The 24,194-nt window shown below is 73.2% G+C and carries 10 protein-coding genes; 1 reads left to right on the forward strand and 9 read right to left on the reverse strand.

The features are described from left to right. Positions 1 to 111 precede the first annotated feature (111 nt). The 5 genes from ACZ7G3_RS08220 to ACZ7G3_RS08240 all read right to left on the reverse strand — a co-directional run bounded on the left by ACZ7G3_RS08220 (position 112) and on the right by ACZ7G3_RS08240 (position 7,488). Complete coding sequence (locus tag ACZ7G3_RS08220) at positions 112 to 1,875, reverse strand: ABC transporter ATP-binding protein (protein WP_470924115.1); 1,764 nt, start codon at positions 1,873 to 1,875, stop codon at positions 112 to 114. After that, on the reverse strand, positions 1,872 to 3,707 hold the full coding sequence (locus ACZ7G3_RS08225) for an ABC transporter ATP-binding protein (RefSeq protein WP_470924117.1): 1,836 nt from the start codon (positions 3,705 to 3,707) through the stop codon (positions 1,872 to 1,874). Before ACZ7G3_RS08225 ends, ACZ7G3_RS08220 begins: the two co-directional genes overlap by 4 nt. Positions 3,708 to 4,182: 475 nt before the next feature. Beyond that, a complete protein-coding gene (locus tag ACZ7G3_RS08230) occupies positions 4,183 to 5,562 on the reverse strand; it encodes a salicylate synthase (RefSeq protein ID WP_470924119.1) in 1,380 nt (459 codons plus the stop codon). 386 nt (positions 5,563 to 5,948) lie between these two features. Continuing rightward, complete coding sequence (locus ACZ7G3_RS08235) at positions 5,949 to 6,680, reverse strand: class I SAM-dependent methyltransferase (RefSeq protein ID WP_426598968.1); 732 nt, start codon at positions 6,678 to 6,680, stop codon at positions 5,949 to 5,951. A 22-nt stretch (positions 6,681 to 6,702) separates the two neighbouring features. Next, positions 6,703 to 7,488 carry a thioesterase II family protein gene (locus tag ACZ7G3_RS08240; protein WP_470924121.1) on the reverse strand — a complete coding sequence of 262 codons (786 nt, stop codon included), beginning with the start codon at positions 7,486 to 7,488 and terminating at the stop codon, positions 6,703 to 6,705. Between the two features lie 143 nt (positions 7,489 to 7,631). On the opposite strand from ACZ7G3_RS08240, the gene ACZ7G3_RS08245 reads away from it, so the two are divergent. Further along, a complete protein-coding gene (locus tag ACZ7G3_RS08245; protein WP_470924123.1) occupies positions 7,632 to 8,909 on the forward strand; it encodes a cytochrome P450 in 1,278 nt (425 codons plus the stop codon). On the opposite strand, the gene ACZ7G3_RS08250 is transcribed toward ACZ7G3_RS08245, so the two are convergent. Genes ACZ7G3_RS08250 through ACZ7G3_RS08265 form a run of 4 tightly spaced genes read right to left on the reverse strand, consistent with a single transcriptional unit; the run spans position 8,899 to position 24,177 of the window. Beyond that, positions 8,899 to 10,920 carry a Gfo/Idh/MocA family oxidoreductase gene (locus tag ACZ7G3_RS08250; protein ID WP_470924125.1) on the reverse strand — a complete coding sequence of 674 codons (2,022 nt, stop codon included), beginning with the start codon at positions 10,918 to 10,920 and terminating at the stop codon, positions 8,899 to 8,901. The two genes, ACZ7G3_RS08245 and ACZ7G3_RS08250, sit on opposite strands and share 11 nt — an antisense overlap. Next, the gene (locus ACZ7G3_RS08255) at positions 10,917 to 12,056 is read right to left on the reverse strand and encodes a saccharopine dehydrogenase NADP-binding domain-containing protein (protein WP_470924127.1); all 1,140 of its coding nucleotides are present in this window, start codon (positions 12,054 to 12,056) and stop codon (positions 10,917 to 10,919) included. The genes ACZ7G3_RS08250 and ACZ7G3_RS08255 overlap by 4 nt, the downstream gene beginning before the upstream one ends. Next, complete coding sequence (locus ACZ7G3_RS08260) at positions 12,053 to 17,524, reverse strand: non-ribosomal peptide synthetase (RefSeq protein ID WP_470924129.1); 5,472 nt, start codon at positions 17,522 to 17,524, stop codon at positions 12,053 to 12,055. Before ACZ7G3_RS08260 ends, ACZ7G3_RS08255 begins: the two co-directional genes overlap by 4 nt. Next, on the reverse strand, positions 17,521 to 24,177 hold the full coding sequence (locus ACZ7G3_RS08265) for an amino acid adenylation domain-containing protein (RefSeq protein WP_470924131.1): 6,657 nt from the start codon (positions 24,175 to 24,177) through the stop codon (positions 17,521 to 17,523). Before ACZ7G3_RS08265 ends, ACZ7G3_RS08260 begins: the two co-directional genes overlap by 4 nt. Between the last annotated feature and the right edge of the window lie 17 nt (positions 24,178 to 24,194).

Here is a 24,194-nt window from a genome sequence, read left to right on the forward strand (position 1 = left end):
CGACGCCGCGGGCAGTCGCCGGCCGTCCGCCGCCACGCACCGGGCGGCCGGCCCGGCGCACGGGCAGGACGGCGTGCCGTCCCACGTGCCGGTGACCGGCGACGGCGCCGGTCACCGGGTCGCCTCCGCGGCGTCCACCGCCGCCTGGGGTACCAGGCGCCAGCCGCGGCTGCGGCGGCGCCGCTCCCAGAAGCGGGCGTACAGGCCGTCGGCGGCGAGGAGTTCCGCGTGGGTGCCCCGCTCGCTGACGCGGCCCTCGTCCAGGACGAGGATCTGGTCGGCGGCCGTGACGGTGGAAAGCTGGTGGGCGATCACCAGCAGGGTGGAGTCCCGCATCAGGGTGCGCAGGGCCTGCTGGACGTACTTCTCGTTCTCCGGGTCCAGGGCGGCAGTGGCCTCGTCGAGCAGGACGACGGAGGCGCGCTTGAGGACGGCGCGGGCGACGGACACGCGTTGGCGTTCGCCGCCGGACAGGGAGGTGCCGCCCTCGCCGACGCGGGTGGCGAAGCCGTCCGGCAGCCGCTCGACGATCTCGTCCACCCCGGCGATCCGGGCCGCCTCGCGGAGCTCCTCGTCGGTGGCGTCGGGACGGCCGACGCGGATGTTGCCCTCCAAGGTGTCGTCGAACAGGTACACGTCCTGCTGGACGAGGGAGATCTGGGTCATCAGCTGCTCCACCGGCATCTCGCGCACGTCGGTGCCGCCGACGCGGACCGATCCGGCGTCCACGTCGAAGAAGCGGGCGATGAGCCGGGCGAGCGTCGTCTTGCCCGCGCCGGACGGGCCGACCACGGCGGTCATGGTGCGCGGGGGGACGTCGAAGGAGACGTCCCGCAGGACCGGGTCACCGTCGTCGTAGCCGAAGGTGACGTTCTCGAAGGTGATCTCGCCGGAGCGTTCGAGGGCGGCGCGGGGGGCGGTGTCGGGCAGCGGCGGCTCGTCGAGCAGGGCGGCCAGCCTGCCGAGGTCGTTGCCCGCCATGCGCAGCATGCCGCTCATGCCGGCGACCTCGGTCACCGGACCGACGAACCGTGCGGCGAGCGCGAGGAGTGCGACCAGCGCCGCGGGTTCCACGGCGTCGCCCAGGGCCAGGGCCACGCCGGTGGCCACCAGGGCGGCGAAGCACAGCTGGACGGCGAGGCCGCCCGCGAGCAGCCGGGGCATGGTCTCCGCGAGCATCCGCCCGCCCGCCCGGCTGCGTTCTTCCACCGCGGCCTCCAGCGGGGCGTGGCCCACGTGGTCGCGGCCGAAGGCCCGCAGGGTCTTCTGTGCCCGGGCGAACTCCACCACCCGGTTGCCGGCGAGGGCGTCGGCGGCCTCCCGCCGCTCCTCGCTGCGGCCGATCCACGACGCGGACCAGCGGTGGGTGGCGTACAGCAGCGGCGCGCAGCACACCAGGACCGAACCGAGCCGCCAGTCCAGGACGAGCATGGCCAAGGCGACGGTGGCGGGGGTGACGACCCCGCTGACGACAGGGGTGAGCAGGTGGGCGAAGACATTGGTCACGGTGAACGTGCCGGTGGTCGCCGAGCGCGCGACCCGGCCGACCTTCTCGGAGGTGAACCAGCCCAGCGGCAGCCGCACCAGGTGGTCGCCGAGCCGGTCGTGCAGGGTGGTGAGGGTGACGACGGCCAGCCCGAAGCCCCGCATGGCCTGCTGGTAGCGGGCGACGCAGGTGGCCACGACGAGGACCGCGAGCGTCGCCAGGTGCCGCAGCGCTGCCGGGGTGTCACCGTCGAACACGGCGCGCAGCACGGGCACGAGGAACGCCATGGCGACGCCTTCGAGGACCGCGTACGCGACCAGCCAGGCCAGGTAGCGGCGCAGGGCGCCCCGGTGGTCGGGCCCCAGGACGGTGGCCAGGTGGCGGATCATCGGTCGGTCTCCTCGGTCGGCTCGGCACCGGCCTCGTCGGCGGGGCGGTGGGCCGCCCACATGCGGGCGTAGCGGCCCTCGGCGGCGAGCAGTTCGGTGTGCGTGCCCTGCTCGACGACCCGGCCCGCCTCGAGTACGACGATCCGGTCGGCGCCGGTGATGGTGGACAGGCGGTGGGCGACGACGAGGACGGTACGGCCCCGCACCAGGGTGGACAGCGCGTCCTGGATCTCCGCCTCGGAGTCCGGGTCGGCGTAGGCGGTGGCCTCGTCGAGGACGAGGACGGGCGCGTCGGCGAGGAGGGCGCGGGCGATGGTGAGGCGCTGCGCCTCGCCGCCGGAGAACCGGGCGTCCTCGCCGACGACCGAGTCGTAACCGCGCGGCAGCCGGGTGACACGGTCGTGGACGCGGGCGGCGGTCGCGGCGGCGACGAGGTCGTCGTCGGTCGCGTCGGGACGGCCCAGGCGGAGGTTGTCGGCGACCGTGCCGTGCAGCAGCTGTACGTCCTGGAGGACGAACCCGACGTGCCGGTACAGCGCTTCGGGCGCGATGTCGCGGACGTCGGTCCCGCCGATGCGGACCGTGCCGGCGTCCACGTCGTGGAACCTGGGGACGAGGGCGGCGAGGGTGGACTTGCCCGCGCCGGAGCCGCCGACCAGGGCGGTGACGGTGTCGGCGCGGCAGGTCAGGTCGATGCCGTGGAGCACGGGCCGGTCGGGTTCGTAGCCGAAGACGACACCGTCGAGGACGACGTCGTTGCCGTTCGGTCGCCGGGGCCGGTCGGTGACGGGGAGTTCGGGGACGTCGAGCAGCGCGGTGACGCGCCCGGCGGCGGCCACGGCCTTGCGCTGGGCGGCCAGGCCCTGGTTGAGGGTGAGGAGGGTGGTGGGCAGGACCGCGGCGACGAGCACCTCGGCGAGGACGTCGGCCGGTGAGACCCAGCCCTCGTGGGTGAACCAGATGCCGCCGGCCAGTCCGACCACGGAGATCACCGGCACGGACAGCGCCATGGAGGTGTACGCGTCCAGTTTCAGGACCGGCCTGACCCAGCCCACGTACTGGTCGCCGTAGGCGTGCACGGCCTCGCGGTAGCCGGCGTGGACCCGGCGGGTACCGCCGAACACCTTGACGACACCGATGCCGTGCACGAACTCGACGACGGCGGCACTGACCCGGCCGAAGGCGGTGTCCAGCGCGGCCATCTTCTCGCCGAATCCGCGCATCATGAAGGCGTACGCCGTGAAGTAGACCGGGAGAGTGGCCAACGCCAGCAGGGCGAGCCGCCAGTCGACCCAGAGCAGGTATCCGAGTCCGGCGAGCGGCAGCGCGATCGCGCCGGCCAGTTCGACGTCGTGGTGGGCGACCAGGTGGTGCAGGTCGTCGATGTCCTCCTGGGCGGCCTTGCGGACCTGTCCGGAGGTGGTGGCCGAGTACCAGCCCAGCGGCACCCGGCCGAGTTTGGCGACCGTGCGGCGCCGCAGGTCGGCCTGGAGCCGCACGTCGGCGAGATGGGTGATCCACAGGGCGGTGCCGTGGCAGCTCCAGCCGACGACGAGGGTCACGGCGACGACGACGGCCGCGGTGACCACCCGGTCCCGGTCCGGGGGGCCGTCGGCGAGCAGTGCCCGGCCGATCTCGGCGATGCCGACGAAGGGCACCAGCTTCGTGACGGCTCCGAGCGCGCCCAGCACGATGCCGGCCCGGGTCAACGGGGCGACCGGGCGGCGCAGTTCGCGCAGTGCGCCGGCGGTGCGCCGCCGCTCGTCGCGGTCGTCGGCGGGCGGGGCGTCGGAGCGCCGCTCGGGTGCCGTCGTGGGCTCGGTGGTGGTCATCGGGTGGGTCTCCCTCGGTGTCCAGGTCCGGCCCGGTCCGGCTGTGGTGGGGCCACCCGGTGCTCGGCGACCGGGTGGGGCGGACGTGCGGCGGTGCGACGGCACCGAAGTGACCGCCGGACGCATCGGCCACGGTGGCCTCGCCCGGGGCGGACGTCACCGCGGCGGGTCCCACCGCGGCCGGTGGTGAACTGGGCGGCGCTCCCGAGGGGCTCCGCCGCGGTGCGGTGCCGGGTGGACGGTGCCGGGGCGTCCGGTGGCGCCGGAGCGGAGAGCCGTGCGGGCGGTGCCGCTGGGGTCGGGCCGCCGCGCCGGTGCACAGCGGTACCCCGGCGTGGTCGGCGGACGGACGCGAGTCATCTCCGCCCCTGGCGAGGGCGCCGGTGGCAGTGTGCCCCCCAGGGCGTGGCGGACGGCGCCGTCGCGGCCGCGGGCGGCTCCGGTAGCCGCGATGCGCGCGTGCCTCCGCTCCGGTTCACGGTGCCGTCACGGCGCCGGCCACGGGCTCCCTCCCCTCGTCGTCCGACGCCGGTGCCGGTGAGGCGGGCACCAGGTGACCGCTGACCGCCCGGAGCTTCTCCCTCGTCTCCTCCAGCTCCCGTTCCGGGTCGGAGCCCGCCACGATGCCGGCTCCGGCGCGCAGCCAGGTCCGGCCGTCCCGGCGCAGGACGGTGCGCAGCACCAGGGCCGCGTCCAGGGTGCCGTCGGCCTCCAGCCGCACCACCGCGCCGCTGTACAGCCCGCGTTCCCGCTCCTCGACACGGCGGATCGCCGCGAGGGCGGGCTTCTTGGGTATTCCGGAGGCGGTCACGGCGGGGAACAGGGCGGCGAGCGCGCCCCACCGGTCGTGGCCGGGCGCCAGCCGGCCCCGCAGCCGGGAGGCGAGGTGCTGTACGCTCCCCCGTTCCTCCACGGCCATGAACTCCTCCGTGCGCACCGACTCCGGCAGGCAGACCGTGTTCAGTTCCTCCTGCACCAGGCGTACGGAGACGGCGTGCTCGTACACCTCCTTGGCATCGCGGTGGAGATCGGCCCGGCGGGCCGCGTCGGCGTCGGCATCGCCGGTCAGCGCTCGGGTGCCGGCCAGCGGCTGGGCCGTGACGAGGCCGTCGGCGTCGACCCTGGCCACGATCTCGGGGCTGAAGCCGGCGGCCTCCCACCCACCGTGCCGCAGCAGGAAGGAGCGGGCCGGGAGATGGCTGCGCCGTCCCGCCACATAGGTGGCGGGGAGGTCGAGTTCGGCCCGCACGGACACGGTGCGGGAGGCGATGGCCTTGTCCAACTCCCCGGCGCGGATGGCGCGTACGACGTCGGCGACGGCCGTGCGGTACCGGTCGGCGTGCTCCTCCAGGTCGACGGCGATCCGCCGCCCCGCGGGCTCGGTGGCCGAGGCGGTGCGCAGCCGCCTCTCCAGTTCGTCCAGGGCGTCCGGTCCGCCGGCCCGCAGTACGGCCGCGGACGGCGTCAGCTCCATCTCCCGTTCCGGGACGACGAACCGGGCGAGGATTCCGTCGCCGGCCGCGCCGTCCCCGTGGAGGACGTGGGCGAGCTCGAAGGAGATCCAGCCGTGCGCCGATCCGACACCCTCGGTCCGGGTCCGCAGAAGTTCCCCGACGGTGGCCAGTGGGTGTGCGCCGACGGGCAGTTCCACCGGCTCGATGTCCGGACCGTGCAGCCGGACGGATGCCGCGTCCACCTCGATCACGACGGACTCGCCTTCGCTCCATGTGACGGAGCCGCCCTGCTCGTAGAGGAGATGGGGGGCGTCGGTGCCCGCGGACAGCGCGGCCGCGACGGCGACGGGATCGCCGGTGAAGGGGAGTTTGCGCTCGGGGAAGGAGTCCCGATGGGTCACGAGAGGTCTCGCTTTCCGGTCGGCAGCGGGTACTGGCCGCTGTAGCGGTGCGGGCCACGCCCCACGAGGGTGCGGCGGCACCGTCTCGCAGCGGCGGGGAGGGGGTAACTGGCCGGGAGGGTGCGCGGGTCGGAAGGACCAGTGATGTGGGTCCGCCGCACACCCGGGCCCCGCCGCCCTCGGTGTCCGCCTCTCCCTGGAGGGCGGGGGGCCCGACAGGTGGAGACGGCGGGATGGCCGTGTGCCGCGCGGTCTCGGGCGGGACGACGCCGGAACCGGAGTGGTGCGGACCGACGAGGGTGGGCCGAGCAGGACCCATGAAAGCGTTAATGAAAACGATTGTCAAGACTGTCGGGGCAAGGCGGCCCGCTCGGGCCGGCGCCCCGTCACCGGATCAGCTTGCCGATCTCCGGTGACCCCGGGACGCCCCCGGCGCTCACCAGGCTGCTGCTCATTCCGGCCTCCTGCGCGAGCTGCTCGAGACTGAGGTTCTCCCAGTCGTAGGTGTCGGAGGTGCTGCGCACCAGTTCGCCTCGACGGAAGACCTTCCAGGACGTCCGCCAGCGCATCACCTCGCCCCCGACGGGTTCGGCTTCCGTCCACCACTCGTAGGTCTGCTCGCCGATCGTCTCGCGCAGCATCCTGAAGGGCGGCACGTGACGGGCGGTGCCGACCCCCATCAGTTCCACGATGATCGGGCCGCCGTCGGGGAGCCTGTCGCGCAGGTTCCGCCACAGATCAGCGCGTTCGGCCTTGGTGAGGTGGCCCACCACTCCGAAGATCACCACCGCGCTGACGGTGTCGGGCAGGGTGAGCCGCTGGGCGGGCTCCGCGACGACCGTCACCCGGTTCCGCAGGTCCTCGTCCGCGAACACCCGGCTCGTCAGCATCGCCCGCATCGGAACGGACGGCTCCGCGGCGATGATCCGGACGGCCGGCAGGGCCCGGGCGATGGCGGCGGTGATCCGGCCGGTGCCCGCCCCGATCTCGACGACGGGGCCGCGGGTGGTGTCGACCCCCGCCAGCGCGGCGGCCAGGGGCCCCGCACTCGTCCGTACGTGGCGTGCGGCCACCATCTCGTAGAACTCCGCGGAGGCGGTGTAGTAGTCCGCGACCATGACAGTGACGTCCTTTCAGGTCTCAGGGGGTGCTGGGCCAGGTGCGCACGGGGCGCTGGAAGCCGACCCCCAGGTCCCGGCCGATGGCCTCGGCCAGCAGGGCGCGCCGGGGAACGAGGAAGAAGTGGCCACCGTCGAACGCCGTGGTGGTCAGGGGGTGCGATGTGGTGCTCGACCATGTCTCGGCGTCCCGCGCGCCGCACTCGGGGTCCTCGGAACCGAAGAAGACGCTGACCGGGCAGTCCAACGGCTCGGCGGAGGACGGCCGGTACGTCTCGATCAGCCGGTAGTCGCTGCGGACGTACCCCAGGATGGCGGCCCGCAGCTCCGGGTCCGCGAGCACCTCGCGGGGCGTCGCGCCGTAGCGTGCCAGTTCGTCGGCCAGCGCGCCGTCGCCCCGGCGGTGGACGTCGCCCGCCACCGCGTGATGGGGGGATGCCCGGCCGGCGGCCAGCAGCCGGACCGGCGCCCGCAAGCCCCGGCGCCGCAGTTCCTGAGCCACCTCGTAGGCGACCGCGCTGCCCATGCTGTGCCCGAAGAGGGCGTACGGCCCGTCGAGCAGCGGGCCGAGGGCGTCGGCGACCTCGCGGACGAGGACGTCCATCGAGTCGACCGGACTGTCGGTGAACCGGTCCTCCCTGCCGGGGTACTGCACGGTCACGTGCTCGATCCCGTCCGGCAGCAGGCGCTGCCAGGGACGGAACGAGGAAGCCGCGCCGCCCGCGTGCGGGAAGCACACGAGACGCATTTCCGCTTCCGGTCGGACCATCGGCCTGCGCAGCCAGGGCCCGAGAGTCGACTGATGCACCAATCTCTCCTACCGCGAGTTGCAGAAGGCAGCCGCACTGCCGTCGCTCCGGTCAGTCCATCATCAATTTCCGGTCTCGTCCAGCTCACCCCGAACGCTGCGCGAGCGAATACGCTACTTTTCCATAGCAATCCAAGGAAGCAATGGCTAGCCTAGCGATATCGCCGTATCGCCACACGAAGGATTCGACAGCCATGACTGACACCGAAGCGACCGAAGCCGCTTCCGACGCCTTTCCCATGGTCCGCGGATGCCCGTTCTCTCCGCCGGAGAAATACGCGGAGCTGCGCAAGCAGGGCCCGGCGACCCGGGTGACCCTGCCGACCGGCCGCCGGGCCTGGGTCGTGACGGGCTACCAGGAGGTCCGCGCGGTACTGGCCGACCCCCGGGTCAGCGCCGACATCCGCCACCCGAACTTCCCCGCACTCGTCGAGGGCGAGCAGGAGGTGGGGGCCCGGACCAGGCCGTTCATCAGGATGGACCCGCCCGAGCACACACGGTTCCGCCGGATGCTGCTCGCCGAGATGACCGTCCGCAAGGCGCGCCGCATGCGCCGGGACATCCAGCGCATCGTCGACGAGCGCATCGACGAACTCCTCGCCGGCGGCCCCCCGGTCGACCTGGTCACCCACTTCGCCCACACCGTGTCCAGCACCGTCATGTGCGAACTCATCGGAGTGCGACGCACCGATCCGTGGTTCCGGCGCGTCACGGGGACCCTGGGTTCCCAGGTCTTCGGTGGCGGCACCAGCACCGCGCAGGGCGCGGCCGAGGGCATCGGCGCCCTGTCCTCCGTGATCGACGGGATCATCGCGGACCGCGTGAGGGACCTCGGGGACGACCTGCTCAGCAGGCTGATAACCGAGCGGCTGCACACCGGCGAGGTGAGCCGTGAGGAACTCGTCACCACCATCGCCATCCTCGTGGTGGCCGGCTGGGAGACCACGACGAACCAGATCGCGCTGAGCGTGCTGGCGCTGCTGGAGAATCCGGAACTGATCGCGGAGCTGCGCGCGGACCACACCAAATTCCCGGCCGCCGTCGAAGAACTCCTCCGAGTCCTTTCGGTTGGCGACTCAATCGCGCTGCGCACCGCCACCGAGGACATCCGACTCGGCGAGCATGTGATTCCGAAGGGCGATGGAATCATTCCTCTATTGGCTTCAGCAAATCATGATGAAAGTGTCTTCGAAGCGCCCGAGAAGATTGATTTCGAGCGGCAAGGAAAACAGCATGTCGCGTTCAGCTACGGCATTCATCAATGCGTCGGCCAGAATGTCGCCCGGCTGGAACTGGTAACCGCGATCAGCACCCTCCTGGACCGGATTCCCACGCTTCGCTCAGCGGTTCCCCTGCACACGGTCCGGTTCCGGCACGAAGGCATCGCCTTCGGGCCGGAACAGGTACTCGTCAGCTGGTGACCACCGGCCGTTCCGCACCGCGCAGCACGCCCAGGTGCGGAACGGCCGCTCCGTGGGGCGGCGGCGGGGTCTCGAGTGCCAGCCCCGCCTCCTCGGCGATCTGGGTCAGGGTCACCGTGTGCCAGTGGTAGGCGTCCCGAACCTCCCGCACCAACTCCGTGCCGTCGAAGACACGCCAGGTCGTCTCCAGCCGCATCAACTGCTCACCGGCGGGCTCGCCGGCCATCCACCACTCGTAACGCAGCCCGCCGAGGCTTGCCTGGCGCAGCCGGGTCGCCGGCATCGACACCGGGGTGTACAGGCCCATCAGTTCCACGACGAGCGGTGCCCCCGGCGCGAGCCGGTCGGCCAGGTCCCGCAGCAGCGCACGACGCCCGGGGGGATCCAGGTGTCCGAGCATCCCGCAGGCGACCGCGCCGCAGATCCGGTCGGGCAGCACCAGGTCGTTCGCGGCGGCGGGCAGCACCGTCACCCGCTGCCCGATCCCGGGGTCGTCCGCGAGCCTGCTGGTGAGGACCGCGCGCATGCCCGCGGAGGGCTCGGCCGCGACGATCCGGCAGTCCGGGTACGCGGCGGCTATCTGACGGGTCACCAGGCCGCTGCCCGCCCCGATGTCGAGCAGCGGGCCGGCTTTCGGGTCGATGCCCGCGAGCGAGGCGACCACCGCGGGGCCGGTGCGGTCCGTGTGTTCCCGGGCCCCGAGGTCGAAGAACTCGGCGGGCCGGGTGTACCCGGTGCCGGGGGCATCGCCCTCGGCACCGGTCGGCTCCGGCACGGCCGGCGCGGGTGACGTGCCGCCCTGGGCGGGCCAGCGCCCACGACGCTTCCCCGAGCCCGAGCCCGAGCCCGAGCCCGAGCCGGTGCCGGTGCCGGTGCCCGTACCGGTGCCGGAACCGGTCAGGTCGGCCACGGCCAGCGGAGTGGGTGCGGGCGGGCGGATCAGTTCCGGCGGTCCGAGGCCGGCCATCAGGTCCCGCCAGACCCGGAAGACGGCCAGGTCGTGCTGCGCGGTACGCAGGACGTCCGCGCCCTCTCGGATCGCGTCGCGCAACTGACCGAGCGCATCGCCCACCGCCGACGGCCACAGGCGGGAGAAGACCTCGTCGAAGCTGTGCGGGTCGTGCGACGCGTCACCGACGACGGAACTCGTCGGCAGCCTCAGCCACTCCGCGCCGGGCCCGGACCGGAAGACCAGCCGGTGCCCGTCGTCGCGCGGCGAGTGCATCCGAGGATGCCAGAGGACCGGTCCGTGGGTGTCCGCGAGCGTCAGCACACCGCCCTCGGTGGCGAGGGCCACGCGATGCCAGAACAGCGCGTGGTTGTCCCGGTCCCCCGGGTGGATCTCGTTCTGTACGCGCAGCGTGAGGGGCACCCCGGCCAGGGCGCCGTGCAGCGTCCGCACCGGTGCCCGCCCGTCGGACGTGGCGAGCACGTCGCTTCCGACGGCCGCGACGTCCCCGAGCTGCCACGGGCGCAGCCCGCCGAGCGCCCTGCCCAGGATGTCGATCAGCGGGGCCAGTACGTGCACCGGGGAGGCCGCGTCGACGTACAGCACCCGCTGCTTGTCGCGTAGCCGGCGTGCCGCCTCGAGGAAGACGCGCACCGGCTCCACGTGCACGTAGTGGGTGTTGACCCGGTACTGCAGGCCCCGTTTCCTGGCGATGCGCAGGGTCTCCGACAGCTCGTCCGGATGCAGCGGGTGCTCCTGGAGCACATGCACGCCCCGGTGCAGGAGCGCCTGGCTCAGTTCGGTCCCGGAACCTCCCATCACGGCCGAGGGAACGACGACGCAGGCCACGTCGGTGTCGTCCGGCAGCTCGTCGGTGCCGGCGTAGCAGGGCACGCCGAGCGTCTCGGCGAGGGCCCGCGAGTGGCCGCTGCCCCCGCTTCCCCTGGCGAGGATGCCGGTCAGCTCGAAGTCCGGGTGCTCTCGTACGGCATCGACGTAGAACCTGCCGAAGTTGGTGCCGGCCACCACCGTCCGCAGCGGCCGGTCGGGGGACGCGGTCACAGTTCACCGTCCTCGAACGCGTCGCCCGCCCGCGCACCGCCGCGGCCGTCGCCCTCGTAGACCGAGAAGTCCGCCGCCCCGGTGCGGGTCAGTGCGTCGATGGCTTCGGCGGGCTCCAGGACGTCCCCCGCGAAGTGCAGACCGGGGCGGACACGCCCGGCGTCGAGAGCACGGACGGTGTGGGCCGCGACGGCTCCGGTCAGCCGGTAGCTGTCGTCCGTGCGCACGACGGCGGTCCGGCTCCGGTCCGGTCCGGACAGGGTGAGGACGAGGCGGTAGTAGGGCTCGGCGCCCGCCAGGTCGATCTCGCCCGCCCGGATGATGCGCTGGATCAGCTCCTCCCGCTGCCGGGGCGTGTCGACGGGCAGGGTCGGGAGCGCGGTGAACAGGGCCCGCACCTGGCTGCCCGGGAAGACGTTGTACCACTCGGCCTCGGCCAGCCCGGCGGCCCGCGCGCCGCGTTCCCACTCCGCGGTCAGCAGCGGCTGCACGGCGACGCGTTGCGGGAAGTGCGGCACCTCCGCGTCCTCGTCCACGCGCAACGCGCGCGGGACCCGCCGGCCGTTGCGCCAGGCCGCCAGGGGATGCCCGTAGGGCTCGCCGTCGGCGCCGCCGACATCCAGGGAGAGCAGGATGTCGGCGGCGACGGTCGCGGTGGCGCGTTCCAGCCCGCCGGCGTAGGCGACCAGGCGCGTCGCGGGCGACGCGTCCTGACCGGCCAGTTCCGTCAGTCGCCGGTGGACCAGGAGGGAGAGGCCGGGCACGGTGCCGGCCGACAGGACGACGGTGCGGCCGGCCGGCACGACGCCGGCGGCCGTCAGCGCCTCGCGCACCGGGTCGTCGCCGAGGACGTCGACGTAGTCGGCGCCCGCCGCGAGGGCGGCCCTGGCCACCGAGTCCTTCAGCAGGTAGCTGGGCCCGGCGCAGTTCACGACCACGCGGCATCCGGCACAGAACTCGGCGAGCGAGGCGGCGTCCAGCGCGTCCACCGCGCGGATCTCCGCCTCCGACCGGTCGCCGGCACCGATCGCCTCGGGCCTGCGTGCGCCGAGGCGCAAGGGGCCGTCACCCGATCGGGCCAGTGCCGCCGCGGCGTGGCGCCCCACCGCTCCGGACGCTCCCAGGACGCCGATCACGCTTCCATCCCTTCGACGATGTCACGCAGGTGACCGAAGACGGTCGGCACGTTGTCACCGGTCATGCAGGTGAAGTGCTCGCCCGGGATCTCGCGGCTCTCCAGCTCGCCCAGGCAGATCTTCGCCCAGTGGTCGGTGATGGTGTCCGCGCTGCCGGGGAAGGGGTACGCGCCGTTGTGCCGGAGGAAGGAGATGTCTCCGGCGTACGGTTCGGCCCGGTGCCTGCTCAGCGCGTACGTGCTCTGCTGGTAGGTCCGCAGGGCACGCAGCAGTCCTTCGGGCTGGTAGGTGCCCTCCAGAGCGGGAGGCAGCGCCTCGCACATCCGGGTGACGCGGCCCATGCGCGGCAGTGACTCGAGCTTCGCGAACGCCTCCGCTACGTCCGCGTACTCGCCGTCGAGGTCGGCCAGTGCCCCGTCGACGATCGCGTCGGGCGAGCGCTCGAGTACGGCGCCGACCGCGGCGCCCACCCGGTCCGAGTCCGCCGGGAACCCGATGTGCGCGAGGTCCATGCCCATCATCAGGGCGAAGGAGTACTCCGAGAGCAGCTCGTCGTCGATCCGGAAGGTCGGGCTGTGGCTGCTGATGACGGTCAGGCTGCGTACCTCCGCGCCGGCCTCCGCCAGCCCGCGCGCCACCTCCGTCGCGATGACGCCGCCCACGCAGTAGCCGACGACGTCGAAGGACGTGTGTCCGGCATCGAGCAGGGCGCGTGCGTACCGGGCGGCGAGCCGGTCGATCAGCCCGTTCGGGTCGGCGTTGAGGAACGTGTCCAGCTCGGGGATCTCCAGGCCGACCAGTCCGTTGCGGCCGTCCGTCTTCCCGCGGATCTCGGTGATGAGCGGCCGGTAGGGAAGGAGCGTGCCCGTGCCGGCGTGCACCAGTACGGTCACCGGCCGGGACGGCGGTGTCTCGGTCAGCGTGACGACCGGGGAGGCCTCGGCCCCCTCGGTCTGCTGCTCCGCCGAGACGTCACGGAGGTAGGCGGCCAGTCCGGCGACCGTGGGACGGCGCAGCAGGTGGCGGAGGACGACCTCCCACTCCAGGTCCCACTCCAGGCCGTCCAGGCCGTCGAGGCCGTCCCTGAGCCTGCCGACGATGCGTGCCACGAGCAGGGAGTCCCCGCCGAGGTCGAACAGGTCGTCGTCGCGGCCGACCTCGTCCAGCTGCAACAACTCGGCCCACAGGGCCGCGATGGCGCGTTCCAGTTCGTCCCGGGGCCGGCTCGATGTGGGCGCTTCGGCCTGCCGGTCGGTCTGCGCGGCCCAGGTCTCGAGCCGGCCGCGGTCCAGTTTGCCGTTCGCGGTCTTCGGCAGCCGGTCGAGGATCTGCCACCGGGTCGGCACCGAGTACTCGGGCAGCAGCTCCGCGCAGCCGCTGCTCAGTTCCGGCACCGAGATCGGCGCCCGCGTGGGCTTGGGCCGCGCGAAGTACAGCCGTTGGCCGTATGCGGCGGCCTCCTCCGGTGCGGCGGGGAACTCGGCGGCGATGCGGCCGTCCTGGTCGCCGAGGAGGGCGGTCCACTGCTGCGCGGTCAGGAAGGACTGCTCGCCCGCCGCACGGACGTCGGCGAACGGCCCCGCGTGCTCGGGGAGGAACTCGGTGGAGATCCGCAGGGCGTGGTCGTCGTCTCCGGCGTTCTGCAGCAGGACGAGCCATCCGCCCGCCGTGACCAGTGACCTCAGCCGGGCCAGGGCCGCCTCGACGTCCGGGACGTTGTCCAGCACTCCGACGCAGACCAGCACGTCCACGGAGTGGGGCGGGAAACCCTGCTCGTGGGGGTCTTCCGCCGGGTCGAAGGCGGCGCACCGGACCCGCGGATCGTCGGCGAAACGCTGTTCGACCGGGGAGCGGTGGCGAGGGGAGGAGTCGGTGGCCAGGTAGTCGAAGTCGGCGTCCTGCAGGGCGGGTACGAGTTCGGTGACGGCGCCGCCGCCGCGCAGGCCGACCTCCATCAGACGCAGGGGTGTGCCCTTCGGGTGGTCACGGACGATCTCCGTGACGCCGGCCACCAGCACCTGGTGCAGGGCGTGGGCCGCCGGGTTGTCCTTGTAGGCGGCGTCGAGCGCGTCGGCCGAGGTGCCGGAGAACGGCAGGTCCGCCGGTTCGGCCCGACCGGTGAGCAGGGACGGCAGGGTGCCCGCGCAGTCGCGGACGACGGCGAACAGTTCGGGGCTCCAGGCCGCCTCGCGTTCGAGTGCGGCCGCCTCCTCCCATGCCCGCTCGGTGGCGCCGGGGGCGGGAACGGACAGGTCCCGGTAGCCGCCGGTGTCCTCCGTGAGCCTGCCTGCCGCCACCAGACCCCGCAGCCAGCGGCGGACCAGGCGGTGGTGGGCCGGGGCGACGTCCAGGGCCTCGCAGACCTGGGCCGCCGTGCGGGGCGCCTGCCCGGCGAAGGCGGGGGCGAGCGTCTCGCACATGGCGGACAGGGCCGCGGTGTTCAGTGCCGTGCGGAAGGCCGTGAGCGCGGGCAGGTCGACGCCCGCGGCCGCGTCCTGTCCGGCCCGCTCGAGGACGTCCCGGAGCGAGGCCGGCACCGGCAGGGGTTCGCCGAGGTGGGCGGGCTCGACGAAGGCGGCGAGGGCACGGGGGGCTGTCGCCCGGCCGGCGTCGCCGCGACCGCCCGCGACGACCACGGCCGCCGCGCCGACGGAGGGGAGGGATTCGACGGCAGCCTGGATCTCACCGAGCTCGATCCGGTAGCCGCGGATCTTCACCTGGGTGTCCACCCGGCCCTGGAACTCGATGACTCCGTCCCGGTGGTAGCGCCCGAGGTCGCCGGTGCGGTAGAGCCGCTCGCCGGTGACCGGGTGCTGCACGAAGGCCGCCGCGGTGCGCTCCGCGTCGCCGAAGTACCCCTGGGCGAGGCCGGTTCCGCCGATGTACAGGTCGCCGGTCACCAGGTCGGGGCGGGGCCGCAGGGCCGAGTCGAGGACGTGGAAGGTCTGGTTGGCCAGTGGCTTGCCGTACGGGATGCTGCGCCAGGAGGGGTCGGTCTCGGAGACCGGGTGGTGGATGGACCAGATGGACGCCTCGGTGGCACCGCCCAGGCTGTGGACCTCGGCCGCGGGGGCCCAGCGCCGGATCGCCGCCGGGAGGCCGACGGGGATCCAGTCCCCGGAGAGCATCATGAGCCGGAGGGAGGGCAGCGGCGGATCGTCGGCCCGCAGGTAGTCGTGGAGCATCTGGAGCTGTCCGGGCACCGAGTTCCAGACGGTGACGTTCTCCCGCCCGACCGTCTCGGCCCAGCTGGACGGGTCGCCCCGGCGTTCGGGGTGGGGCATGACCACGGTCGCGCCCACGGACAGCGGGCCGAAGAGGTCGTAGACGGACAGGTCGAAGCCGAGTTGGGCGAGGGCGAAGACCCGGTCGTCCTCCGTGACCGCGAACCGGCGGTTGATGTCGGTGATGGTGTTCAGCGCGGCGGCGTGGCTGATCATCACGCCCTTCGGCGCGCCCGTCGAACCCGAGGTGTAGATGACGTAGGCGAGGGAGTCGGGGTCGGCCTGGGCCGCGGCCGCGGGGGTCTCGCTGTCGGGGAGCGCGTCCACCGCGATGACCGGGATGCCGTCCGGCCGGTCGCCGTCGTCGGTGAGCCATGACTGCGTGAGCACGGCCCGTGCCTTGGCGTCGGCCAGGATGGTCTCGCGTCGCCGGGGCGGCTGCGTGGTGTCCAGCGGCAGGTAGGCGGCACCGGCCATCAGTGTGCCGAGTACGCCCGCCGCCTGCTCCCAGCCCTTGTCCATCGTGATCGCCACGATCTGTCCCGGGGTGACGTCCGCCGCCGCCAGGGCCCGGGCGACGCCGGCGGCCCGCGCGACCAGCTCCCGGTAGGTGACCCGACGGTCCTGGTCGACGACGGCCACGCGGTCCGGGGTGCGGCGTGCGGTGGCGAGTACGGCCTCGTGCAGCAGGGCACGGGGTACCGGCGCGCCGGTGTCGTTCACGCGGGCCCGTACGGCGCGGGTGGGTTCGGGGAGATCGATCTCCGCGGGTTCGGACCAGCTGTCGGGGTCCTCGGCGAGGCGGTGCATGAGAGCGGTGAAGGCGTCGAACAGCTCGTCGGCGGTCCCCGCCGCGAGGACGCCTTCCCGTACGTCCCAGCTCAGTGCGAGGCCGTCGCCGCGCTCCATCACCTGGCAGTCGATCCAGACCTGCGGTGTCTGCGTCTGGGCGTGCCGGACCACGGCGTCCGGCTGCCTCATGGTGGCGGAGCCGAGGGTGCTCGTGAACACGACCGGCATGAGGAGCGTCTGCGCCTCGCGGAGCCGGGCCATCTCGGTCAGCACCTGGCTGCCCGTGAACAGCGAGTGGGCCAGGTCCTCCAGCAGGTTCGTGCTCAGGGTGCGGACGCGTTCGACGAAGGTCTGCCGCGCTCGCAGGTCCACGGCGAGGAGTTCGACGGAGGTGAAGTCGCCCACCAGCCGGTCGACGTCCTCGTGCAGGGGGAGCCGGGTGAAGGTGGGGAGGTTGAGCATGAACTCGGGGTTGCGGCTCCACCGGCCGATCACTTCGGCGAAGGCCGTCAGGGCCGCGGCGGACAGGGGGATCTGCCGCGCCGCCGCGTTGGCCTCGAACGCCTTGCGCTGCTCGGCGCTCATCACGGTCTCGTACCGGCGGAAGGGGCCGGGGGCCGAGGAGTCGGCCGCCAAGGGCAGCTCGGGGGCGGCGGGCAGGTCGGGGAGGCGTCGCAGCCAGTAGTCGCGGTGCCGGTTGTACTCGCTGGTGAGCGTCTGCCGGCGCCGCGCCAGCACGTAGTCACGGAACCGGGCGTTCAGCGGCGCCAGTCGGCGGCCGTGGTACACGTCCTCCAGTTCGGCGAGGACGAGCAGGAGGCTGGCGTAGTCCACGATGAGCTGGTCGATGGAGAGGTGCAGCAGCAGCGCGTCGTCGCAGCGGGTCATCCGCAGTTCGAAGAGCGGCGGCCGGTCGGTCGGTGGTACGCGTGCGGCCAGCTCGTCGCGGATCTCCCTCACCCGGAGGTCCACGTCCTCCTCCGGGGCTCCCCTCATGTCCTGGACGGGGATGGCCGTTTCGGGGATGGTGGCCAGCACCTCCTGGGAGCCGTCCGGGTGCACGACGGCGCGCAGCATGTCGTGCCGTCGCACGATCGCCCACCAGGCGTCGTTGAGCGCGTCGGGGTCGGTCTCGGCGGGGTAGGCGAGTTCGGTGTAGACGTGGCAGGCGACGCCGCCGTAGCCGTAGGCGCTGCCGCGGCCGACCAGGTAGGCGGCCTGGATGTCGGTCAGCGGGAACGGCTGGTGTGCGGCGTCGGGTTCGGGAATCAGGCGGGTGGCTTCCGCCCGTTCGGTCAGGTGGGCGAGCACGTCGTCCCGCCGTGAACGCAGCAGCGCGCGCCGCTCCTCGGTGAGCGCGCCCTGGGGGGCGCGGAAGCGCAGCTTGCCGTCCTCCTCCCAGAGCCGGATGCCGTGCCGTTCCAGCTCCGCGACGATGTCCTGCGCTTTCATATCTCTCCACTCTCTTCGAACAGGGCAGTGGCCTGCATGCTTTCGATTCGCGCCGCCAGGTCCGCCAGGGTGGACGCCGCCAGGAAGGCGCGCACGGGTACGTCCGTGCCGAAGGCCTCGTTGACGGCTCCGACCAGGCGCAGCGCTGTGAGACTGTCGCCGCCTTCGCTGAAGAAGTTGGCGTTGCGGTCGGGTACTTCGGCGCCGAGGAGGTCCGACCAGAGGGCCGCGATACGGAGCTCGACCTCGCTCTTCGGCGGACCTCCGGCCTCGTTCTCCGAGGCCACAAAGACGGCGAGGGCGGTCCGGTCGATGTCTCCGTCGTCGGTGACGGGCACCTGGTCGAGCGTGTCGACGAACGTGTAGCGGCCGGGTGTGGCGTGCGCCGGCAGGAGCTTCTCCAGGTGCTCGGGGATGCCCGTCGGCCGGTCGCCGACCGGGACGATCACCGCGTGCAGTCTGCGGTCGTCGGTCTCTCCGGTGACGAGGACCACCGCGCGGGCGACTCCGGGGTGTGTTTCGAGGGCTGTCTCGACGTCGTCCGGTTCGACGCGTCGGCCGCCGATCCTGGTCGGGCGCCCGGAGCGTCCGATCAGGTCGAGTGTTCCGTCCGGTCGGTGGCGCGCCTGCCTTCCGGTGCGGTACCAGCGTGTCCCGTCCCGTTCGACGACTCGGCCTGCGGGTGCGTGTCCGGGCCGCTCGATGAATCCCGGGTCGCTGATCCACAGTTCACCGCCGACCCAGTCCGGGCGGTCCTGCCCGGCGGCGTCGACCACGCGGTGCCGCAGGCCGGCCGGCGGCAGGCCCGCCGGCATGGGCGTGCCATCGGCGGAGTCCGCGGCGGACGGCTCGTACGCGAGGGACCACAGGGCCGTTCCGGGCACGGTGCTGAGCGAGACGAACCGGCATTCCCGGCTCGCCGACTCGCGCAGTCTGCGCGGCAGGTCGTGGCCCGCCCGGCCGCCCGAGACGATGGTCAGGCGGAGCCGTTCGGGGAGGCGGGGGCCGGCCTCCGCCGTGGACCCGGCTCCGGCCTCGGCCTCGGTGAGGAGCCGGTCCAGCAGGTGCGGTGTGCCGTTCCACACCGTGACGCCGTGTCGGGCCGAGAGCCGCGCCAGCGCGGCGGGGTCGGCACGGTCGGCGGGGCCGGGCAGCACGAGTGTCGCGCCGGCGCCGAGCAGGCCGAGGACGTCGAAGACCGAGCGCACCGTGTGCGGTGCGGACAGTGCGATTCCCCGGTCCTCCTCCCCCACCGAGTACCGCGCCCGGATGTCTGCCAGCGTCCCCCGTACCGCCGCGTGGCTGAAGGCCAGGGGGCCGTGCTCGGTCAGGCGGACGTAGGCGGGGGTGCGGGGGTCACCGCGGAAGGGTTCGGCCGCGGCGGCCGGCGCCATGACGTCGGCGAAGGTGGTCGTCCGCAGTCCGCCGGTGCCCGCGCCGGGGGTGTCGGTGACGAGGAGGACCGCCCCGGCCGCCTCGCAGTGTTCGGCCGCGTCGGCGTCGGGCCCTGGGGGCAGCGGCAGGTAGGCCGCGCCCGCGGCCAGGGTCCCGAGGGCCGCGACGATCTGGTCGGCTCCGCCGGGCAGCAGGAGCGCCACCGTGTCGCCGGGGCGGACGCCGTGGTGGGCCAGCCCTCCCGCCATCAGGGTGGCGCGCCGCGCGAGCCGGCCGTAGGTGAGGGTGCTGCCGTCCGGCATGAGGAGTGCCGTGCGGTCGGGGTCGGACGCGGCCCGGCCGAGCACGTCCTCGTGCAGGAGGCCGGCGGTGGCGGGTGCGGGGGCGCCGGTGATCCGTGCCCGTGCTGCCTTCTGCTCGGCGGGCAACGCGGCGGGCAGCGGGCCGTGTTCCCAGGGCTCGTCGGCCAGCCGGTCGAGCATGCGGCAGTAGGAGTCGAACATGGCGTCCAGTACGCCGGGGCGGAACAGTTCCTCGATGGCGTCCCAGCTCACCAGGATGCCGCCCGCGGATTCCGTGACCTGGTTGTCGAGCATGACCTGTGGTGTCTGCGTGATGCCGAAGACCTTGGCCGGGAAGGCTCCGCTCAGGTCCTTGGTCTCCCGGTCTCCGACGCCCACGGTGCTGCTGAAGACCACGGGCATGGCGGCCTCCACCGTGCCCGTGCGCCGGGCGAGCTCTTGCATGAGCCAGATCGCGGACGCTTCCCTGTGGTCCAGGTCCTCGCCCATGACCCGCTGGAGCCGGTGTGCGGCTTCGAGCCAGCTCTCGCCGGGCCGGGGCTTGTGGCCGATGAGCGACACCGAGGTGAAGTCGCCGACCAGGCGGTTGATGTGGGGGTGTACCGGCAGCCTGTTGAACAGGGTCAGGTTGACGGTGACACCGTCCTGGTCGCTCCAGGCCGCCAGGACCTCCACGTAGCAGATCAGCAGGACCACGGAGGGCGTCAGCCCCTGCTGCCGGGCCCGCTCCCTCAGCGTCTCCCACCGGTCGGCCGCCAGTGGCCGGGTGCGGCGGGTGAACCAGGGCCGGGCCACCGCGGCCGGGTCGCCGGCGAGTGGCAGCTCGGGGGCGGGCGGCAGGTCGTCCAGCCTGCGCAGCCAGTACGCGCGGGCCTTGTCGACGGCGTCCTTCTCCGGTACGACGTCGAGGACGTAGTCCCGGAAGGAGACGTCGATGGCGGGCAGTTCGGTGTCCGGGTCGGCGTGGAGGGCGTCCAGTTCGGCGTAGAGAGCCATGATCGAGGCTCCGTCGAGGACGATGTAGTCGAGTCCGACGGCCAGCCGGGTCCGGGTTCGGCCCTCGCTGGGGTAGCGCACGGCCCGGATGTCGAACAGGGGCCACCGGGTGATGTCCAGGCGACGGTGGGAGGACTCGGCGCGCAGGCTGTCCAGCGCGGCGGGTGCCTCGTGCTCGGTGCCGACCTCGGTGACCGGGATGGTGAAGCGGGGCACGTCGCGCAGGATCCGCTGCCGGCCTTCGTCGTCGAAGACCGCTCGCAGCATCTCGTGCCGCTGGATCAGTGTCCGCCAGGCGCGTTCGACGCGGGCCAGGTCGACGTCGACGCCGTCGAACTCGCTGTAGTGGTAGGTGCCCACGCCCCCGAGCGGCAACCGGTCGTCGCGGCCGATCCAGAAGGCGCGCTGCACGTCGGTGGGGGGGAACGGGTCGTGCCGGTGGGCGATGTCGCCGGGGCCGAGGGTCGTGGCGCGGTGTTCCTGCCGGGTGAGGGTCGCGGCGTAGTCGGCCAGCCGGGGGCGGGTGAAGAGCTGGGCGACGCGGGCCCCGCCGACGTCGCGTCCGCGCAGTGCGGCGATCACCCGGGTGGCGAGCAGGGAGTCCCCGCCGAGTGCGAAGAAGTCGTCGTCGCGTCCGATGGCGGAGGCGCCGAGGAGTTCGGACCAGACCTGGGCAAGGGTGGTTTCCGCCCAGCCGCGGGGCGGCTCACCGCCTCCAGGTCCGGGGGCCGGTGCTTCCGTTCCCACCAGCGTCGCCGCTTTCCTGCGGTCGGGCTTCCCGTTGGCGGTCAGGGGAAGGGCGTCGACGACCTCGATGCGAGAGGGGACCATGTACGCGGGAAGCAGCGCCGCGAGAGTGTTCCGCAGGTCGGTCCCGGTGGGTTTCGCCGTCGGGGTGCCCGCGGCGACGAGGGCCAGTTGCGGGGGCCGGCCGGTCACCAGGGCCACGCTGCCGGAGACGTCGGACCGGCCGGCGGCCGCGGCTTCCACTTCGCCGAGTTCGATGCGGTGGCCGCGCAGCTTGACCTGGTGGTCCACCCGTCCGAGGAACTCCAGTACGCCGTCGGAGCGGTACCGGGCCCGGTCCCCGGTGCGGTACCAGCGCCTGCCCTCGTACCGGACGAACTTCTCGGCGGTGCGGTCGGGGTCGCCGCGGTAGCCGTCGGCCAGGCCGGCGCCGCTCATCCACAGCTCTCCCGGAACCCAGTCCGGGCAGTCCCTGCCCCGTGCGTCGACCACCCGGGCCCGCATGTTGGGCAGCGGGACTCCCCAGGGGACGGAGGCCCAGTCCGGGCCGACCTCGTCGACCTCGAAGACCGTCGAGTGCACCGCGGCTTCGGTCATGCCGCCCAGTGCGACGAACCGCGCCTCGGGTACCAGGGCACGGAGTCGTCCGGGCAGGTCCATGCCCACCCAGTCACCTCCGAGCAGCACGAGCCGCAGCGTGTCGCCCAGTCCCTCGGGGTCGGCCTCGGCGGCGGTGAGGGTCATGTCGAGGAGGGCGGGGACGCAGTTGACGAGGGTGACCCGGTGCTCACGCATCAGTCTGATCCAGTGCTGCGGGTCGCGCTGGGCCGCCTCGTCGACCAGGACGACCGAGCCGCCCGCCGACAGCGGACCGAACAGGTCGTAGACCGCCATGTCGAAGTCCAGTTCGGCCAGGGCGAGTCCCCGGTCGGATGCCCGTACCCCGAAGCGCGCGTTGATCGCGGCGAGGGTGTTCATCGCGGCGCCGTGGGAGACGTCCACGCCCTTGGGGACCCCCGTGGACCCGGAGGTGAAGATCGTGTAGGCGACCGACGAGACGGGCTGGTCCAGCACGGGAGCCGCGGGCCGCAGGGCGTCGGCCGCGTCGAGGGCGAGCACGCGGGGCGCGGTGCCGTCGGCCGGGGCGGGAAGTTCCGGTGTGCCGGACGCATCGGTGAGCACCGCCACCGCCTTGGCGGCCTCCAGGACGCGGGCCGCGCGATGGGCGGGCTGGTGCACACCGACGGGGACGTAGGTGGCGCCGGCCCCGAGCACGCCGAGTACGGCCGCGACCTGACCGGCCCCCCGGGTGAGGCGCACCGCGACCGAATCACCTTGCCGTACGCCGGCGTCGGTGAGCAGCGCGGTGACGCGTCCCGCCCGGTCCCGCAGCTCCCGGTACGTGACGGAGCGGCCTGTTTCGTCGATCAGCGCCACCCGTCCGGGCTGTGCGGCCGCGGCCCGGTGGAACCCCTCGTGCAGTCGCACGGCCACCTCGGGGGCGTCGGTGTCGTTGACGCGCTCCCGGACACGTGACTGTTCGGCGGGGAGTTGGGGCCCTACGGTGCGGGCCCACGCGTCCTCGTCGTCCAGCAGGGTCTCGATCAGGTTCCGGTAGGCGTCGAAGGCCGCGGCGGGCACACCGGGCGCGAACAGGTCCTCCCTGACGTCCCAGTTGAGCAGGAGACCGCCGTCCAGCTCGGTCACCTGCGCGTCCAGCCACACCTGGGGTCCCTGGGAGATGATCCAGCACGGCTCGCCGAAGGTGCGCCGCACGGCGCTGTCGTAGACCTCTCCGAGGCCGAGGGCGCTGGTGTACACGACGGGTGCGAGGACGGGCGTGCCGCCCGCGGCGCGGGAGAGGTCCCGCAGGACCTCGACGCCCGAGTAGGAGCCGCGCGCGATGGTCCTGCGCAGCTCCGTCTGGATGTCCCCTGCCGCCTCGGCGAAGGGCCGCCCGGCGGTGAGGTCGACGTCCAGCAGGACCGAGCTGCTGAAGTCGCCGATGAGCAGTTCGGTGTCGGGCCGGCTCAGGTCCCGGTGGAACAGGGGGAGGTTGAGCAGGAACCTCGGCTCGGCGCTCCAGGCCGCGAGCACCTCGGCGAACGCGGCGGCCAGTACCGCCGTCGGGGTCAGCCGGTGCTGCCTGGCCCGTTCGGTCAGGATGCTCATGCGCCGGGACGTCAGGTGGTGGTGCAGGCGAGTGGTGCGGTGGTACCGGGGTGCGGCGGATTCCGGGCTGAGCGGGTCGATGACGGTGGGCAGTTGAGGCGGAGCGCTCAGTCCGTCCAGTCGTTCGCGCCACCAGTCGCGCGCGGAGGCGACATCGGCTTTCCGGTCCGCCCGGCTCTCCCGCAGGTAGTCCCGGTAGCTGTGGCCGATGTCCGGCAGGGGGGTGTCCGGATCGTCGTAGAGGTGCCGGAGGTCGGCCAGGAGGACGCGCATGCTGGCGGCGTCCGCGCCGACCATGTCGAGGTCGATGTGGAGGCGGGTCCGGCCGTCGGGCAGCAGGCTGAGGGCGACGTCGAACACCTCGCCCCGCTCGACGTCCATGCGTCGGTGGGTGTAGTGCTGCCGCAGCCGTTCGAGCGTCTCGGCGCAGTCGTCTGCCGGTTTCCGGGTGAGGTCGTGCACGGTGACCGCCGGCTGCGCCGGCTCGGCGAGGATGCGCTGCCGTCCGTCGTCGAGCACCTCGACGCGCAGCATCTCGTGACGTCGGCGCAGCTCGGTCACGGCGTCGGCGAGGCGCTCGGGGTCGAGGCCGGATCCGTCGAGTTCGGCGTAGAAGTGGGCTCCCACACCGCCGAGGGGCTGGTCGTCCTGGCGGCCGATCCAGTAGGCGTGCTGCATGACGGCCAGGGGGAAGGCACCGTCCGGCTCGGTCTCTTCCCGCCTCCCCGCGTCCGCTCCGGGCAGGTCGGCCCGTACCGGCTCGGGGGTGTCCGGCTCGTCCGACGCCGCTGTCCTCGGGGCGGCGTTCAGGAGTGTCAGCCAGTCCCGCAGCGTCGCCGCCTCGGCGAGCTGCTCGTAGCCGACCCCGATGCCCTGACGACGCCAGTCGGCGGTGAGCCGGATGAGTCCCAGGGAGTCGAGCCCGAGCTCGAACGGGTCGGCGTCGAGGTCGAGTTCCGTGCGGGGGACGTCCAAGGCGTCGGCCACCGCCGCCAGTACCTGCGTCCCCTCCACCTGCCCCGGTGTAGGCGCTTTGCTCACGAGTTCCAGTTCCTCCC

It is taken from the genome of Streptomyces sp. NPDC037271 (assembly GCF_055603605.1).

Bases quoted from the DNA above. Each gene is read 5' to 3' on its own strand.
- ACZ7G3_RS08220 (WP_470924115.1), bottom strand. From the start codon at position 1,875: ATGATCCGCCACCTGGCCACCGTCCTGGGGCCCGACCACCGGGGCGCC.
- ACZ7G3_RS08225 (WP_470924117.1), bottom strand. From the start codon at position 3,707: ATGACCACCACCGAGCCCACGACGGCACCCGAGCGGCGCTCCGACGCC.
- ACZ7G3_RS08235 (WP_426598968.1), bottom strand. From the start codon at position 6,680: ATGGTCGCGGACTACTACACCGCCTCCGCGGAGTTCTACGAGATGGTG.
- ACZ7G3_RS08245 (WP_470924123.1), top strand. From the start codon at position 7,632: ATGGCTAGCCTAGCGATATCGCCGTATCGCCACACGAAGGATTCGACA.
- ACZ7G3_RS08260 (WP_470924129.1), bottom strand. From the start codon at position 17,524: ATGAAAGCGCAGGACATCGTCGCGGAGCTGGAACGGCACGGCATCCGG.